The sequence below is a fragment of the Candidatus Binataceae bacterium genome, from assembly GCA_035650475.1.
In the GTDB taxonomy this organism is placed as follows: Bacteria; Desulfobacterota; Binatia; order Binatales; family Binataceae; genus JAKAVN01.
This window is the reverse complement of sequence record DASRHP010000008.1, coordinates 93,072-107,402: the sequence shown is the minus strand read 5'-3', so window position 1 is coordinate 107,402 and position 14,331 is coordinate 93,072. Positions and strand designations below refer to the sequence as shown.

Annotated in this window: 16 protein-coding genes; all 16 read left to right on the top strand. The window is 66.3% G+C overall.

From position 1 onward, the window contains the following. The first annotated feature begins 2 nt into the window (after window positions 1-2). Entirely contained in the window at window positions 3-839 is an 837-nt protein-coding gene (locus VFB33_05485; protein HZO81127.1) for a Gp37 family protein, read from the top strand. A 79-nt stretch (window positions 840-918) separates the two neighbouring features. Beyond that, entirely contained in the window at window positions 919-2,646 is a 1,728-nt protein-coding gene (locus VFB33_05480; protein HZO81126.1) for a phage tail sheath subtilisin-like domain-containing protein, read from the top strand. 61 nt (window positions 2,647-2,707) lie between these two features. Continuing rightward, window positions 2,708-3,229 (top strand): phage major tail tube protein, encoded by a 522-nt coding sequence (locus tag VFB33_05475; GenBank protein ID HZO81125.1) that lies wholly within the window; start codon window positions 2,708-2,710, stop codon window positions 3,227-3,229. A gap of 15 nt (window positions 3,230-3,244) precedes the next feature. After that, a complete protein-coding gene (locus VFB33_05470; GenBank protein ID HZO81124.1) occupies window positions 3,245-3,616 on the top strand; it encodes a phage tail assembly protein in 372 nt (123 codons plus the stop codon). A gap of 217 nt (window positions 3,617-3,833) precedes the next feature. Beyond that, a complete protein-coding gene (locus VFB33_05465) occupies window positions 3,834-4,859 on the top strand; it encodes a hypothetical protein (protein ID HZO81123.1) in 1,026 nt (341 codons plus the stop codon). A 34-nt stretch (window positions 4,860-4,893) separates the two neighbouring features. Further along, on the top strand, window positions 4,894-5,514 hold the full coding sequence (locus VFB33_05460) for a phage tail protein (protein ID HZO81122.1): 621 nt from the start codon (window positions 4,894-4,896) through the stop codon (window positions 5,512-5,514). Beyond that, window positions 5,511-5,750 carry a tail protein X gene (locus tag VFB33_05455; GenBank protein ID HZO81121.1) on the top strand — a complete coding sequence of 80 codons (240 nt, stop codon included), beginning with the start codon at window positions 5,511-5,513 and terminating at the stop codon, window positions 5,748-5,750. The genes VFB33_05460 and VFB33_05455 overlap by 4 nt, the downstream gene beginning before the upstream one ends. Further along, window positions 5,747-6,778, top strand: coding sequence for a contractile injection system protein, VgrG/Pvc8 family (locus VFB33_05450; GenBank protein ID HZO81120.1), 1,032 nt, complete (start codon window positions 5,747-5,749; stop codon window positions 6,776-6,778). Before VFB33_05455 ends, VFB33_05450 begins: the two co-directional genes overlap by 4 nt. Window positions 6,779-6,785: 7 nt before the next feature. Continuing rightward, window positions 6,786-7,340, top strand: a complete 555-nt coding sequence (locus VFB33_05445; protein HZO81119.1) for a phage baseplate assembly protein V — start codon at window positions 6,786-6,788, stop codon at window positions 7,338-7,340. A 24-nt stretch (window positions 7,341-7,364) separates the two neighbouring features. Then, window positions 7,365-7,805 carry a GPW/gp25 family protein gene (locus tag VFB33_05440; protein HZO81118.1) on the top strand — a complete coding sequence of 147 codons (441 nt, stop codon included), beginning with the start codon at window positions 7,365-7,367 and terminating at the stop codon, window positions 7,803-7,805. Between the two features lie 51 nt (window positions 7,806-7,856). Further along, complete coding sequence (locus tag VFB33_05435) at window positions 7,857-9,026, top strand: baseplate J/gp47 family protein (GenBank protein HZO81117.1); 1,170 nt, start codon at window positions 7,857-7,859, stop codon at window positions 9,024-9,026. Window positions 9,027-9,052: 26 nt separating this feature from the next. Further along, window positions 9,053-9,877 carry a phage tail protein gene (locus VFB33_05430; GenBank protein HZO81116.1) on the top strand — a complete coding sequence of 275 codons (825 nt, stop codon included), beginning with the start codon at window positions 9,053-9,055 and terminating at the stop codon, window positions 9,875-9,877. A gap of 4 nt (window positions 9,878-9,881) precedes the next feature. Next, entirely contained in the window at window positions 9,882-10,535 is a 654-nt protein-coding gene (locus tag VFB33_05425; protein ID HZO81115.1) for a hypothetical protein, read from the top strand. Window positions 10,536-10,543: 8 nt separating this feature from the next. Next, a complete protein-coding gene (locus tag VFB33_05420; protein ID HZO81114.1) occupies window positions 10,544-11,125 on the top strand; it encodes a hypothetical protein in 582 nt (193 codons plus the stop codon). A gap of 11 nt (window positions 11,126-11,136) precedes the next feature. Next, the gene (locus tag VFB33_05415) at window positions 11,137-13,803 is read left to right on the top strand and encodes a glycosyl hydrolase family 28-related protein (protein HZO81113.1); all 2,667 of its coding nucleotides are present in this window, start codon (window positions 11,137-11,139) and stop codon (window positions 13,801-13,803) included. Window positions 13,804-13,930: 127 nt separating this feature from the next. Further along, the gene (locus tag VFB33_05410; protein ID HZO81112.1) at window positions 13,931-14,254 is read left to right on the top strand and encodes a hypothetical protein; all 324 of its coding nucleotides are present in this window, start codon (window positions 13,931-13,933) and stop codon (window positions 14,252-14,254) included. The last annotated feature ends 77 nt before the right edge of the window (window positions 14,255-14,331 follow it).

Sequence of the window (14,331 nt, the reverse complement as noted above, 5' to 3'; positions counted from 1 at the left end):
CGATGGGTGTGACGCTCGACGCTCCGTGGGCGGGCCAGACCTTCACTCCGCCAACGCCGCTCGACATCGCGACGATCGAGTCCGCGATTGCAGCCCAACTGCGCGCCCAGCTCGGCAGCGTCGAGGTCGTGCAGTTTCCCGACAAGCCCGCTGCCTACCGCCTTGCCCATCGCATCGGCGCCGCGCTGGTCGCCTGGCGCGGCGCAACCTACGGCGCACCCGTCGATACCGCCGCGATCGTCCAGACGCGGCGGCTCGAGTTCGAGATAACGCTGATGGTGCGCGACCTCGGATGGAGCTTCGGCGCCGATCCGTCGGGGCCGAGCCCCGGCGCCCACGCCCTGCTCGAAGCGATCCGCGCGACGCTGACCGGCTTCCGCGTCCCGGGCTGCCGCAAGATGTATCCGCTGCGCGAGAAATTCCTCGGCCGCGACGCGCAAGGCGCGGCCTGGGCCTGGTCGTGTCTCTACGCGCTCGACACGATGGCCGTCGAGGCGTCTACGGCGGACAACTTCCCGCTCTTCGCCAAGGGCAACGCACTGGAGGAGGCGGGCGAGACGACTGCTGCCGCGCCGCCGGCGAGCTTCACTTTCAACGCGCAGGATCAGATCCGCCTTCCCATCGGCAACCTCAGCGGCGTGAGCGTTGCGTCTGCGGACGGCGGCGCCGCCTATGTGGGCGGCGTCGATTACTCAGTCGATACCGTAAACGGCATCATCACTCGCATAAGCGGCGGCGCTATCCCGGCCGGCGCGAGCGTTGTCGTCGGCTATAACTACGCGGACACCGTAACCGCAATCGCCGGCGGCTCGCCTTATCCCACCAGCCCCACGAACTGATCTATTGGCGGACCCGACCTCGGCAGTTGTCCGGCACCCACAGCCAACCCGCACTTACCAGTGTTGAAAAGGAAAAGAGATGCCAGCCAGCTTTCTACATGGAATCGAAACCATCGAGGTGGCCACCGGGCCGATGCCGATCACGGTCGTCAAATCGGCGGTGATCGGACTAGTGGGCAGCGCGCCGCTGTGGGCGGTGGCCGGCGCGCTCGACCTCTGGCAGGCCAACTGGATGGTTTCCGGCGGCCAGCAGATCGTTGACGCCAATGGAAACGTCCAGCAGTGCCTGACCTCCGGCACCACCGGCTCCGCCGCACCGGTGTGGGCGACCGCGCTCAACGCCACCACCAACGACGGGACCGCAGTCTGGAAGCTGGTCACGTTCGCCGGCACTCTGCTCCAGACGCCGACGCTGGTGAACTTCACCGCCAATCCGAATATCGCCGGCTCGGCGGCCGCCTTCGGCCCGCTCATCCAGGGTTACACGGTGCCCTACGCGCTGGCCGCCATCCAGGCCCAGGGAGCGGGCCAGGCGGTGGTGGTGGACGTCTTCAATCCCTACGTCCATTTCACCGCCGTCAGCGGGCTCGCGCTCGCGATGCCGGCGTCGGGTGCGCAGGCGGTCAGCCTCGGCCACATGGGCGTATGGGACGTTGCGGTCAAGAACTCAGCCGGCACCACTACCTACATCAATGGCACTGACTATACGCTCGACGCCGTAAATGGAGTAGTTACTGCGAAGAGCGGCGGCGCGATCACCTCCGGCCAGGCGCTCAGCGTATCATTCAACTACGCCGACCCGGGCAAGGTCACCGACACCGACATAATCGGCGCGGTCAGCGGCACCGTTTACTCCGGAATCCAGACGCTGCGCACGACTTACGGCACCCTGGGCTTCTTTCCCAAGATCCTGATCGCGCCCGGTTACTCGCAGGACGCGCCAACCGCCGCCGCGTTGCTCTCGATGGCGGAAACCATCCGCGCGATCGCGCTCATCGATTCACCGCCGTCGACCTCGCCCGCGACGATAATCGCCGACCGCGCCGCAACCGGCAACGCATTTGCCACCAGCTCGGCTCGCGCGGTGCTCTGCTACCCGCAGGAGAAGTTTCTCGACACCGGCCTGATACCCACCGGCGTAACGCTCAACTCGGCGGGCACGCCGGTTCAGAACGCGGCCAACTCCGAGGCGGTCGGCCCGTACTCGCAATGGGTGGCGGGCGCGATCGCCGCCAAGGACCTCCAGAAGGGCTACTGGTGGTCGCCCTCCAACACGCCCGTCAACGGCCCGCTCGGCCCGGACGTGACGCTCTACGCCTCGGTCATCGACGCGGCCAGCGACGTTAACAACCTCAACGCCCAGGGCGTCGTGACCATCTTCAACGCCTTCGGCACCGGCCCGCGCCTCTGGGGCAACCGTTCGGCCGCTTTTCCTTCCTCGACCACGCCCGACAATTTCATCAACGTGCGCCGCACGATGGACGTGATCGAGGAGTCGGTGGAGCTCGCGATGCTCCAGTTCATCGATCAGCCGATCAGCAACGCGCTAATCTCGGCGATCCTGGCCAGCGCCAACGCCTTCATCCGCAGCCTGATCGGGCGCGGCGCGCTGGTCGCCGGCAGCGCGAGCTACAATCCCGACGAAAATCCCCCCAGCCAGGTCGCTGCCGGGCAGCTGGTATTCGACCTCGACGTGATGCCGCCACCGCCCGCCGAGCGCCTGACCTACAACGTCTTTATCGATACCACACTGCTGAGCGCGCTCGGCAATACCTCCGCGCTCACCGCGGTCACGCTCAACGCCTAGCTCGGCTTAACCGCCCGCCATCGCCCTTCCGCGACGCCGGGCCGCACGAGGCTCAATCGCGATGCCAAATCTCTCGGTCAATCGGATCACCAACGCCAACGTTTATATTGACGGTATCGGCCTGATGGGCCGCGCCGAGGAGGTCGAGGTCGCAAAGCCCAGGCACAAGATGGTCGATCACAAGGGGCTGGGAATGGCCGGCACGGCCGAGTTCTGGGCCGGCGTCGACAAGCTCGAAGCCAAGATCAAGTGGGCCTCGATCTATCCCGAGGCCGAGGCAGTGCTCAACAGCCCTTTTCAGGCGCACTACTTCCAGATCCGCGGCAACCTCGAAACCTACACCAGCCAGGGGCGCACGCAGGAGCAGCCGCTGGTCTATCTGATGACCGGCGTGTTCAAGGACGCGGGTGCGATGAACTTCAAACTTCACGAGGGAGTGGACACCACATCCGTGATCTCCGTGTATCACTCCGAACTGTATATCGGAGGGACGCAGATTTTCCTGTTCGATGTAATGGCGAATATTTACGTCGTCAACGGCGCCGACCAGCTCAACACTTTCCGCGCCAACCTCGGCGGCTAACCGCGGGTAATGAAGATGGCTGAAACGAGAACTTCCGCCGCGCCTTGCGCAAGGCGCTCAGCTTCGCCCGAAATACGCAGCCTGACGCTGCCGTCGGGCCGGAGCGCCACGCTGCGCAAGGGCAAGGGACGCGACCTGATGCGGGCGCAGCGCGCGGTCGGCGGCAACCCCGATCCCACGGCGGTGGTGTTCGCGCTCATCGCGGAGCTCGCCCAGATCGAGGGCGCGCCGATCGTATATGAGGACGTGCTCGAGCTGGACCTTGAGGACGTCCTGATCCTTCAGGCGGAGGTGACGGGCACAAATTTTCACGAGCCGGCGCAGGGCTCCCCGGCGCCGGCGCCTTCGCAGGCCTCGTCCGCTTCGGATTCGGAGTCCGGGAACTAGCCGCGATGGATTTCGAGGAACTCGCTTACTGGCTTGCTGCGGTGGCCGAGTACAACCGCACGCCGGAGGAAGCCGCCGATGAGCGGCCTGGCGGCTGAACGTGACCAGCACGGCCAGAACGAATCTTTCGATGGCGGCTGCCAGCCCAGGGGCTCTTGCGCTTCGCCGCGCGATGCGATCATCGAGCGCGCTGACAAACGCGGCGCGTCTCTCGAGGATGATGGCCATTCCGGCACCTTACGCTGACTCCACCGAATACGCGGCGCGCTACCGCCGCGACGTGCCGCCTCTCCCGCGTCGTTCGGTGGAACTTCACGCGCGCGCGGTCGATTCCGTTCGCGCCAGCGCAGCGCGCGGCGACACGGCCGCGCCGCTGCCGGGCGTGGCGGGACGAATCCTAAATGCGATTAGGCCGCTCCGTCAGATGGCGAGCCGCATAATTCGGGCTTCCGGCATGCACTCCGGTGGCGGTACGGCTGGAGTAATCGAACTGCGGCGCACCCTCGTTCAACGATTGATCGCCCCCGGCTCTGGCATCCCTCTTGACCGCTTGGCGTCTTTCGTAGCGAAAGGGCAGCGCATTTCAGAGAACGTTGCCGCGGTCTCCGCAACGATCCATCAAGCATCCGCGGCCCGCACCACCCATGCACAGACTGAGTCGCGTCGCATCGCACGCGCGGCGCGCCCGCCCGCCATTCGCCGCCCGCGCCGGATCGTACAACCTGTCCCGCCATCCATCGCGCAGGCGGCAGGCGAGAGCCGCAGCTCGACGGACGCTCAAGGAGCAGCCATTACTCAGTCGATTGCGCGCGTGGCCGATGTGATCCGCGTTATCGGAGCACGGCTTGATTCGTTGCTGCATTTTCCCGCCCCGCGCTCCACTGCCGGCGGCCCATCACACATGTCGCGCGCATCGACAACCTTCGCCGAATTGTCAAGCGGCGCCGCTGTCTCCCTGAGCGCGGCGCGGCTAATCGCGCCGGCAGCGCGCGGCGCGGCCCGGCCCTTGTCGTTCGGAGTCCGTCCTGCTTCTAATGGGATCGCGGCCTCATCTCGCGTTCCGCCGCGCGTGCCAATCGTGATTAACTACTCACCCAACCTGGCTATTCATACTAATGAAGGCGAGCGCGACGAGGGACTCGAGCGGCGGCTGATGGATATACTCGAGCGTCACGGCCGCGAACTCCATCAAGTGCTGGCACGTGAGATGGTCCGACGCCGGCGCATGGAGTTCGACAACTGACGTTCTGTCCGGGGAGCTCTGTCCAGTTACTATAATGTTCGCGCTACTTGGTGAAATCCCTTTTGCGGTGATCGCCTCACCCGAAGCGTTGGAATCCAGCCGACGCTTCCAATACGCCGAGCAGCGAGTGATCGAGGACCGACCGCGCCTGCAATGGGTTGGCGACGGTCTGGAATGCATCACGCTCGCGATGCTCTTCCACGCCTCCTTCACCAATCCCGCCGTCCAGTATGAAGCGCTGCTCGCGGCCGCCCGGGACCATCAGGCACGCGCGCTGGTGTTCGGCAACGGTGTCTTCCGCGGCTTCTTCGTAGTCGAGGCGGTCGCCTCCAGCGGCGTCCAGCTCGCCGCCGACGCGAGCCCGCTCGCGATCCGCATGCGCGTACGGCTGCGCGAATGGGTGCCTGAATTCGACCCGGCCGCGCCGCCGCGGCCCGCCTTTGCGCCGCTCGGGCTCGCTCCCGCACCCATCAGCTTTTCCCTGCCGGCGGCCGTATTCACCGCCGTGGCGGCGGCGACCGGCTACGTCGCGCCGGTGTTCGGGCTTCCCGGAGCGTCGGCGCTGGTTGATAATCCGGCGCCCAGCGGCCCAGCCGGGCCCGAAGTCTCATACACCGACGTGCCGGCGTCGGCAATCGTGAGGTCGCCGCGATGAGCGCACCGCAGTTTATCGAGCACGTCACCTTCGCCGGCGAGCGCTGGGACCTGCTTGCTTTCCAGTACTACGGTGATCCGACCAACTACGAAGTGATTATTATGGCCAACCCGTCCGTGCCAATCGAACCGGTGTTCGAGGCGGGAATAGTAATCGCCATTCCGATTATCCAGCAGTGGAGCGTCGTAACCAGCGGCCTGCCACCCTGGAGAGCGAACGCGGTGTCGCAACCATGAGCACTGCGACTGTATATCCGATTCGGTCGCCCAGTTGGGTGCTGCTCTACCAGGGCGTGAACATCACCGCCGATGTCTCGCGGATGGTGCTCTCGATCAGCTACGTGGACGAGCTCGGCGGGCGCGCTGGCGAGCTCGAAATCGAGCTCGAGGACCGCGAGCGCCGCTGGCAGGCCGCCTGGTTCCCGCAGCAGGGCGACGCTGTGAGCCTGCTGCTCGGTTACGGCGGCGAGCCGCTGCTTGCCTGCGGCGATTTCCAGGTGGACGAGCTCGAGCTGCAGGGGCCACCCGACGTTTTCCATCTGCGATGTTTACCCGCGTGGATCACGCCCCCGCTGCGCACGCGCAACAGCCTCGGCTACGAGGGGCAGACGCTGGCGCAGATCGCGGCTACGGTGGCGGGGCGCCACGGGATGAGCGTCGTCGGTGCGCCGGAGGCGCTGGAATCCGCCTACCTCCGGGTCACGCAGAAGCAGGAAACCGACCTCGAATTCCTCCATCGTCTCGCCCGCGAGCACGACTACGAGTTTACGGTGTGCGGCACTCAGATCGTCTTCTATCCGCGTCCGGCGCTGGACAGTCAGCCGGCGGTTCTGACGCTTGCGCGCAGCGACGTGATGAGCTTCGACTTCGTCAGCAAAACCCATCGCATCTATCGTGCGGCGCAGGCTTCCTACTTCGACCCGACGAGCAAGCAGCTCTACACGCAGACCGCCGAGGCCGAGCCCGCGGTCGCCGTCGGCGACGAGCTCAAGCTGGTGGTACGCTGCGAGAACGGGCAGCAGGCGCGCGAGCGCGCGATCTCCGCTTTGCACGACACCAACCGGTTGCTCGTGACGGGCCATCTGAGCGCGCCCGGCGCGACGCGGCTGGTGGCGGGCAACAACGTGGCACTGTCGGGATGGGGCGCGATGGACGGCACCTACATGATCGAGCGCGCTCATCATCGGCTCGCGCGCGCCACGGGTTACGTCACGGAAATCGACGTGCGCCGCGTCAACGCAGCGCCCGTCCCCCAGCTCGCGTGAGGCGACGATGTTCCGGGTCGGACTGGTGAGGCAACAGGATGTGCAGGGGGCGCGAGTGCGGGTCGCGTTTCCCGACCGCGACCAGATGCTTTCGTACTGGCTGCCGATCGTCGCCTTCAAGACGCAGGATGACAAAGGCTACTGGATGCCCGACCTCGGGGAGCAGGTGGTCTGCCTGATGGACGAGCGCGACGAGGCGGGCGCCGTGCTCGGCGCAATCTACTCGACCGCCGACACGCCGCCGGTGCACAGCGCCGACAAGTTCCACGTTGCCTTCAAGGACGGCGCCAGCTTCGAGTACGACCGCGCCGCGCACGCGCTCGCGCTGAATCTGCCGAAAGGGGCGACGATGAAGATCAGCCTCAACGGGGCGTCGCTCGCGATCGACGCCAGCGGCAACCTCACGCTGGTGCCGGCCGACGGCGCGCAGCTTCAGCTCGGCGCCGCGGGCCAGATGGCCGGCGTGGCCCGGCTCGGCGACGCGGTGCAGGTTACCGACGACGAGGGCGGGACTCTGCACGGCACGATCACCAGCGCGAGCACTGATGTGGTCGCCAACTGAGAGCGCCGCAGCGGGAGTATCGAGATGCCGGGCGGAGTAGTGACCCTGGCCGATATCACGTCAGCCGACTGGTCGATGAAGCTCGACACGCCCGGCGCGCCGGGCTCCGGGCTCGGCCAGGTGGTCCAGGGCGTGGACGACGTCAACCAGTGCATCGCGATCATTCTGACCACGCCGAAGGGCACCGATCCGCTGCGCCCCGGTTTCGGGACCGAGGTCTGGAACTTCATCGACGCGCCGATAAGCGAGGCGGGCCCGGCAATCGTGCGCGAGGTTACTCAGTCGATTACCCAGTTCGAGCCAAGAGTGAAGGTGCTGTCGGTAAAAAGCACGCCGCTGCTCGACACCGAACCGGCGGGCGCCCAGGTCGAGATCACGATCTCGTGGCAGCTCGACCTGGGCAATATGCCGACACCCGCGCGCAGCACGAGGGTGACGATCGGCGGCACCGGCCGCGCCGCCTAGCCGGCGCCTGCGCCGCGTTCGGCACGCGTCGGCATTGGAAAGGAAGGCCAGATGGGAGCCGGAGTACCGAACCTGCCGCGGCCGTCGTTCGTCGCTGACGCGAATGGCCTGGATCCCAACAAAGTCCTCAGCGACATGATCTCGCAGTTCGAGGCGGCCTCGGGCCGTACGCTTCAACCGGCGCAAGTCGAGCGCCTGTTGATCAACCTCTACGCCTACCGCGAGTCGCTGGTGCGCGATGCGATCCAGTTCGCCGGTGAACAAACGCTGCTCGCCTTCGCGGTCTTCCCGATGATTGATTACATCGGGCAGCTGCTCGGGGTGACGCGCCTCCCGGCGCAAGGCGCCGTCACCACCTTGCAGTTCACGCTCCAAAATCCGCTCAGTCTCGCCTACACGATTCCCGCCGGCACTCAGGCCGGAACCTCGGACGGGCAATTCATCTTCGCCACCGACTCCAACCTGACGATTCCGGCGGGAACGACCAGCGGCACGGTCTCCGCAACCTGCACCACTGCGGGCAGCGCGGCCAACGGCTACCTTGCAGGCCAGGTCAACGCGCTGCTGAGCCCTGACGTGCTAATCGCCGCGGTGACCAATGTCGAGACCACCGGCGGTGGCGCCGAGCCCGAAACCGACGACCATCTGCGTGCGCGCATCCAGACCGCGCCCAACGAGTTCAGCGTGGCCGGACCCGCAGGCGCCTACCGCTTCTTCGCGCTCGGCGCCGATCCCTCGATCATCGACGTCGAGGTCATCTCGCCGGTGCCCGGAACAGTCAACATTTATGTCCTGACCGGTCCGATCACGATCCAGCCTGCCTCCGCGCCCAACAGCGCGGCGATCGCCAACTCGGCGCTGCTCGCCAAGGTGGAGGGCGTGCTGAGCGCCGACAATGTGCGGCCGCTGACCGACACGGTCAACGCGCTCGCTGTAAGCGAGGTTGACTATCAGATTGCCGGCACGGTGACTCTGTTTGCCGACGCCGATCCGATCGCGACAATGGATGCGGTCAACGCCGCCGCACAAAGCTTCGCGCTCAACCTCGCCTCGCGCATCCAGCGCGATATCGTGCCGAGCGAAATCGTCGCCGCGCTCTCGGTGTCGGGCGTGTACCAGGTGGTGCTCACCGCCCCCGTCTATACGCAGCTCAGCGCCGGGCAGTGGGCGAACTGCACCTCGATCGCGCTCGCCCAGGCGACGGCGGCGGAGCATTCATGAGCGGCGCACGCGGCACGGTGAACTAGATGGCCAAGCTCCAGCTAGCGCCCTCGATCAACGACGCGCGTTCGCAGTCGATGCTCGAGCTGATCAACCGGCTCGACGAGCTTGACCTCACGCCGATCCTGGTCTACCGGCTCGACTCGGCGCCCGACTCGGCGCTACCCTACCTCGCCTGGCAGTTCGACATGTTTGACCCGCGCTGGCAGCTCGCCGGCAGCTCGGGCGAGAGTATCGACGCGCTGACCGACATCGATACGCTGAGCGACGTCGACACCCTGCAATCGCCCTCCGACAGCGCCGGGCCGAGCGACTTCGACACCTGGCGTACGCTGCTGACGACGGCGATCCCGCTGCATCGCATCCACGGCACGCCCGCCTCGATCCGGCAGGTACTGGCGGCGATGGGCTTTGAGGCGGTGAGCTTCCTGGAGGGGCAGGCGAGCTGGGGCGGGACGGCATACCCGCCGTCGCAGGGATGGGCGGTGTTCCGGGTGCTGATCCAGCTCGGCGCGGGGCAAACGATCGGGAGCGGCGACGCGGCGCGGGCGGCCGCGGCGATTAATTTCTTCAAGCCGGCGCGCTGCTTGCTCGACGCGCTGGCATTCGTGGCAGCGCCGCTGGCGGAGGCGACGCCCGTGCCGAGCGACTTCACCGGCACGGTGGATCGCGCGCCGGCGCCGACCGATGTGCTAAGCGCGCCGATCGCGCCGCTGGTTGACGTGCGCGTGATCGCGCCGCGCTACGACGCGCACTACTACCATATCGGGGTAACTTATGGGGCCAATGAACCGGTGGTGGCTGACTCGGGCGTGCTCGCCAACGGAGTGCCGATCTCGGCGAACGGATAGAGCGATGGTGAAACGGCCAAAAGGAATCGTGAGAATTTTCAGCCGCGGCCGGCTGCTGTACGAGTGCCGCAACCTGTTCGTGGACGCCGGGCTGCCGGCGCTGGCTAACCTGCTGGCCGGCGTCACCGCCGGCCAGTTCGCGCTCGCGGTGGGTTTCGGCTCGGGCAACGCCACGCCCGCGGCGAGCGACGTCGACCTCGCGCTTGCGCCCAAATACTACAACGCGGTCGGTGCCCACACCTTCCCAAGTCCGGGCAGCGTGCAATTCAGTTACGCGCTGCGCGCGAGCGCCGATTTCGCCGCGGCCGGAATCACGGTGCAGGAAGTTGGGCTGTTCGCCAACGCCGCGGGGGTGGCCTTGCCCGCGGCGGTCGGCACCAACAACCCGACCTGGAGCGCGAGCACGGCCAAGACCGTCGGCAGCCTGCTGGTGGACGCCAACGGCAACGTCCAGCGCTGTACCACCGCAGGCACCAGCGGGGCCACGCCGCCGACCTGGGCGATGGCGCTGGGCGCGACCACTACCGACGGTTCGGTGGTCTGGACGCTCGCCGCGCTCAACGCACCGCCGGGACCGATGCTCGCGCATGCGGTGGTGCCTGCCTTCGCCTTCAACGGCTCGGCCGACTACCAAGGCACCTGGACGTTCACGTTCTGAGGTGGATGATGCCGACGCTCATCGACAATCCCGCCTTCGCGGCCAACGAGGTCTACGAGATTCAACAGACCGATCCGGTGGAGGGGGCGGGCAGCGGCGCGAGCTTCAGCGGAATCGGGATCAGCAACCAGCCGCATCAGCAGCTCGCCAACCGCACCGCCTTCCTCAAGCAGCGCCAGGACACCAACGTCGCGAGCATCGCGGCGCTTCAGGCGACGCTGGCCAAGCTGACCTGCTCGCTGCAGACCAACGGTTACCTCAAGATTCCGCTGACCGACGTAAGCCGCGGGCCGGTCGTCGCGATTATCCAATGGGGCTACTTCTCGCTGGCGCAGCAGAACTTCACGAGCGACACCCAATTCGTGGTGAGCTGGCCGATTCCGTTTCCCAATGCGATCCTGCTGCCGCCGCTCGCGACCAACGTCTATTACCATACGTCGGGCGGCAATCTGGCGGCCTCGGTCGTGAGCTGGGGGCTGAGCGGGGCGACCTTCGTGCTCGACGTACCGGGCAATCTGAGCGGCGTCGCAAGCCCGCCGTGGACGGGCGAGAAGAGCAACGGCTTCTCATGGCTGGCAGTCGGATTCTGACGGGTGGCGCAATGAACAGATCACTTATCGCGTCGGCATGCGCCGGCGCACTGGCGGCGCTGGTCCTGGCCGCCGGCAGCGCAGCGGGCCAGTACCAACCGATCCCGAACTTCAGCGGCGTCGGCGCCGGCTTTAACTTTCGCCAGGCGATCAACCAGCGGTTTTCCGGTGCGCAGGCGATCGCGCCGACTATCGTGAGCCTGCCCTTCGCCAGCCTGCCCGTGGAACAGGACGGGATGCTGCTTTGGTGCAGGGATTGCCAAAAGACCACGCCCTGCTCGGGCGGCGGCGCGGGCGCGATGGCGGTTGGCACGCGCGGGGCATGGGCGTGCGCGGGGGGACCGCTGGAGCAGGACCTCAACGCCAACGGACGCAATCTCGCGGGGGCGGCCAGTGTTCAGGCTTCGCTTGCGGGCGACGCCCAGGCGCGCGAGGCGCTGGTGGCTGGCGGCGGCGTGCGCGTGAGCAACGGCAGTACACCGCCCTACACAGTGATCGACGAGAACGCGAACATCTCGGGCCATGTCAACGGCGTGATCAACGTCAAGGCCCCGCCCTACGGCGCCAAGGGGGACTGCACCACCGACGATACCGCCGCGATCCAGAGCGCGATCAACGCGGCCTGCGCGGTCAATCCGAGCAACCAGGAGAACATCCCGCCGGTCTATCTGCCGCCGACGCCGTATCCGGGATGCTACAGGATCACCGCCCCGCTGCTGATCGATTGCAGCGACCTGCACGTCTTCGGCGGCGGACGCATGAACACCGTCCTGATGCCGATCTTCTACGGGCCGGACCTTATCGTGCAAAGCGCCCCGACCAGCAATCCGCCGCTGGCCTCGAGCGTGACCGCGACTTGGCAGGCCAACCACGCCTATCCGCAATTCTCCGAGCTGCGCGACAGCAACGGCAATATCGAGGTCGCAACCGGCGGCGGCACTTCAGGCAGCGGCTCGCATCCGACCTGGCCGACAACTCAGGGCGCCACCGTGGCCGACGGCAGCGTGACCTGGACCCTGGAAGTGATCGGCTCGCAGCTTGCCAGCGGAACCGGCTCGGCCTACGACACTGTCAACAACAGCGCACCGGTGCTCGATCTCGGATGGACGGGGCCGCCGATGAATCTCAGCGGGCTGTCGGCCTTCACGGTCGAGACGTACCTCGACGCGGTGGGCAGCTCGTTCTGCGGCAATAATTACTGCAATATTATCGGCTCCTACGTCAACGCGCCGGGCAGCGGGGCGGCAGGAAACGTGGGCGGTGGGGCGTTCGACCTTTATGTCAACCCATTCAGCACGCCGGCAAATGAGTTGCAGGCCGATATCAAGATCGGCGGAACGCATTACGGGTTGAGCGACACCGCGTCACTGACGACCAACGTCACGCACCATATCGCGCTGACCTACGACGGCTCTACGGTGCGTCTGTTCAAGGACGGCGTGATGGTCGCCTCGACGGCGGCGAGCGGCACGCTCACGCAGGGCTACTACGAGACCGTGATGTTCCCCGGGCTGACGCCGCTGGGAACCGCGCTCTGGCCCGGCAACAACCCGGGCGCGGCGGGGCACGGTTTCGTCAATGGCTACTACGATTCGGTGCGAATCTCGAATAGCGCGCGCTACACTGCGAACTTCACTCGACCGACCGCCAAGTTCGCGGTCGACGGCAACTCGCTGCTGTTGTTGAATTTCGGCGCTTCACCCGCGGGCACCGTAATCGGCAATACCAACAGCTTGCTGGCGAATACGCGCCTCGACGCTTTTTTTCCGATCGAGGTTGGCAGTTTCATGAACCGGATTCACCTCGACAATCTTGAATATTGCCCTGGAGGGAGCGGGGGCGGGGGCTTGTGGGCGGTATGGGCGGTCAACTCGCGTTTCGAGGACCTGCATTGCAGCTTCCAGAGCGAGATTGCGGTCGAGCTGTGGGACAACGACTTCCAGGACACCCTGCGCAATATATTTGCGTTCGGCGGCAATGGCCGCACCAACTACGGCTTTGTCTTCGCCAATCAGAGCAACGGCAATGACTACAACCGCCTGCAATGCGACGGGCAAACCGGCGGCTGTATCATTCAGCAGGGCAGTTCGGGCTCCTACGAGCTGCCGATCTTCACCGACCGCGGCAGCTACATCTATCCGCTCATCATCGGCGGGCGCGCGGTGCTTCGCGACCCGTTCAGCGACATGGAAAGCGCCAACAGCCTCTTCCTCGCCGACGTGCTGGCGCTTAACTCGTGGGCACCGATCGTGATCCACGGAGGCGAGCTCGACACGCCCAACGCGAGCGGCGCGCACTTTGCGATCAACGGCGGACAGCCGATCAGCGACGTCGGCACCAGCCTCGGCGGTACTGCGTCGGCCGAAATCGTCAACGTGATCAGCAACCCGACCTCGCCGGTAACCATCCGCGACGCCGTGCTTCCCTCGGGCGTGCCGCTAACCAATCCGGGCAAGCTCGCCCAGGTCTATGCGAACGTCGGCGGCAGCGTGAGCGGGCTCACGGTCAGCACCGGAATCAAGTTCGCCAGCCTGCCCGCGCCGGTAGTCAACGGGGCAAGCTTCTATTGTCCGGACTGCGACCCGCCGGCCAATCCGCCGATCGCCTGCACCAGCAGCGGAGCCAAGTCCGGGGCCTGGGTCCACGGCATCAACAGCACCTGGATCTGCGCGCCGTAGCCGCGGTTGTCGCCCAGGCGACGCGCGCCGCCGGGCACTGGCGATGCGACGACGCCGGCTGAGGCCTCCAATCGCGAGGCGCCGCGCCGGCACTTGTTTAGGCCGCCGCCGCATATATGATCGTGCGATGGACTTCGGGCGGCGGAGGCTCCGCGGTGTCGGCAGCCGGGCGTTGTGCGCCGTGTTACTGGTGGCATTGACGCTCGCCCTACTTCCGCGCGCTCGCTCTCTCCAGTCCGCGATCCATCCGCGTCTTCAAACACGGGTTTTCGGCAAACATTCCAAACGTGGCGGCGTCGTCCTGGTTGCGGTCAAACGCGCCTGCGACTACCGAAGCTTCATTCCTGAGCGCGCATCGGGCGCAACCGCCTTCGATCCTCGGCCGGAGCGGGAGTCTCCGGCCTCGCTCCTGCTGCGCGCGCCTCCATCGACGATCCGCGAATTGGTCTGATTAGCCCGCGCGCCGGTTCAAAAGGCGCGCTTTGGCGACGCTGGCCAGGCGTCGGGCGGCTGTTTTGGCGCGCGGGT

Coding starts and splice junctions, on each gene's coding strand:
- VFB33_05485 (HZO81127.1), top strand. CDS start 3: ATGGGTGTGACGCTCGACGCTCCGTGGGCGGGCCAGACCTTCACTCCG.
- VFB33_05480 (HZO81126.1), top strand. CDS start 919: ATGCCAGCCAGCTTTCTACATGGAATCGAAACCATCGAGGTGGCCACC.
- VFB33_05475 (HZO81125.1), top strand. CDS start 2,708: ATGCCAAATCTCTCGGTCAATCGGATCACCAACGCCAACGTTTATATT.
- VFB33_05470 (HZO81124.1), top strand. CDS start 3,245: ATGGCTGAAACGAGAACTTCCGCCGCGCCTTGCGCAAGGCGCTCAGCT.
- VFB33_05465 (HZO81123.1), top strand. CDS start 3,834: ATGATGGCCATTCCGGCACCTTACGCTGACTCCACCGAATACGCGGCG.
- VFB33_05460 (HZO81122.1), top strand. CDS start 4,894: ATGTTCGCGCTACTTGGTGAAATCCCTTTTGCGGTGATCGCCTCACCC.
- VFB33_05455 (HZO81121.1), top strand. CDS start 5,511: ATGAGCGCACCGCAGTTTATCGAGCACGTCACCTTCGCCGGCGAGCGC.
- VFB33_05450 (HZO81120.1), top strand. CDS start 5,747: ATGAGCACTGCGACTGTATATCCGATTCGGTCGCCCAGTTGGGTGCTG.
- VFB33_05445 (HZO81119.1), top strand. CDS start 6,786: ATGTTCCGGGTCGGACTGGTGAGGCAACAGGATGTGCAGGGGGCGCGA.
- VFB33_05440 (HZO81118.1), top strand. CDS start 7,365: ATGCCGGGCGGAGTAGTGACCCTGGCCGATATCACGTCAGCCGACTGG.
- VFB33_05435 (HZO81117.1), top strand. CDS start 7,857: ATGGGAGCCGGAGTACCGAACCTGCCGCGGCCGTCGTTCGTCGCTGAC.
- VFB33_05430 (HZO81116.1), top strand. CDS start 9,053: ATGGCCAAGCTCCAGCTAGCGCCCTCGATCAACGACGCGCGTTCGCAG.
- VFB33_05425 (HZO81115.1), top strand. CDS start 9,882: ATGGTGAAACGGCCAAAAGGAATCGTGAGAATTTTCAGCCGCGGCCGG.
- VFB33_05420 (HZO81114.1), top strand. CDS start 10,544: ATGCCGACGCTCATCGACAATCCCGCCTTCGCGGCCAACGAGGTCTAC.
- VFB33_05415 (HZO81113.1), top strand. CDS start 11,137: ATGAACAGATCACTTATCGCGTCGGCATGCGCCGGCGCACTGGCGGCG.
- VFB33_05410 (HZO81112.1), top strand. CDS start 13,931: ATGGACTTCGGGCGGCGGAGGCTCCGCGGTGTCGGCAGCCGGGCGTTG.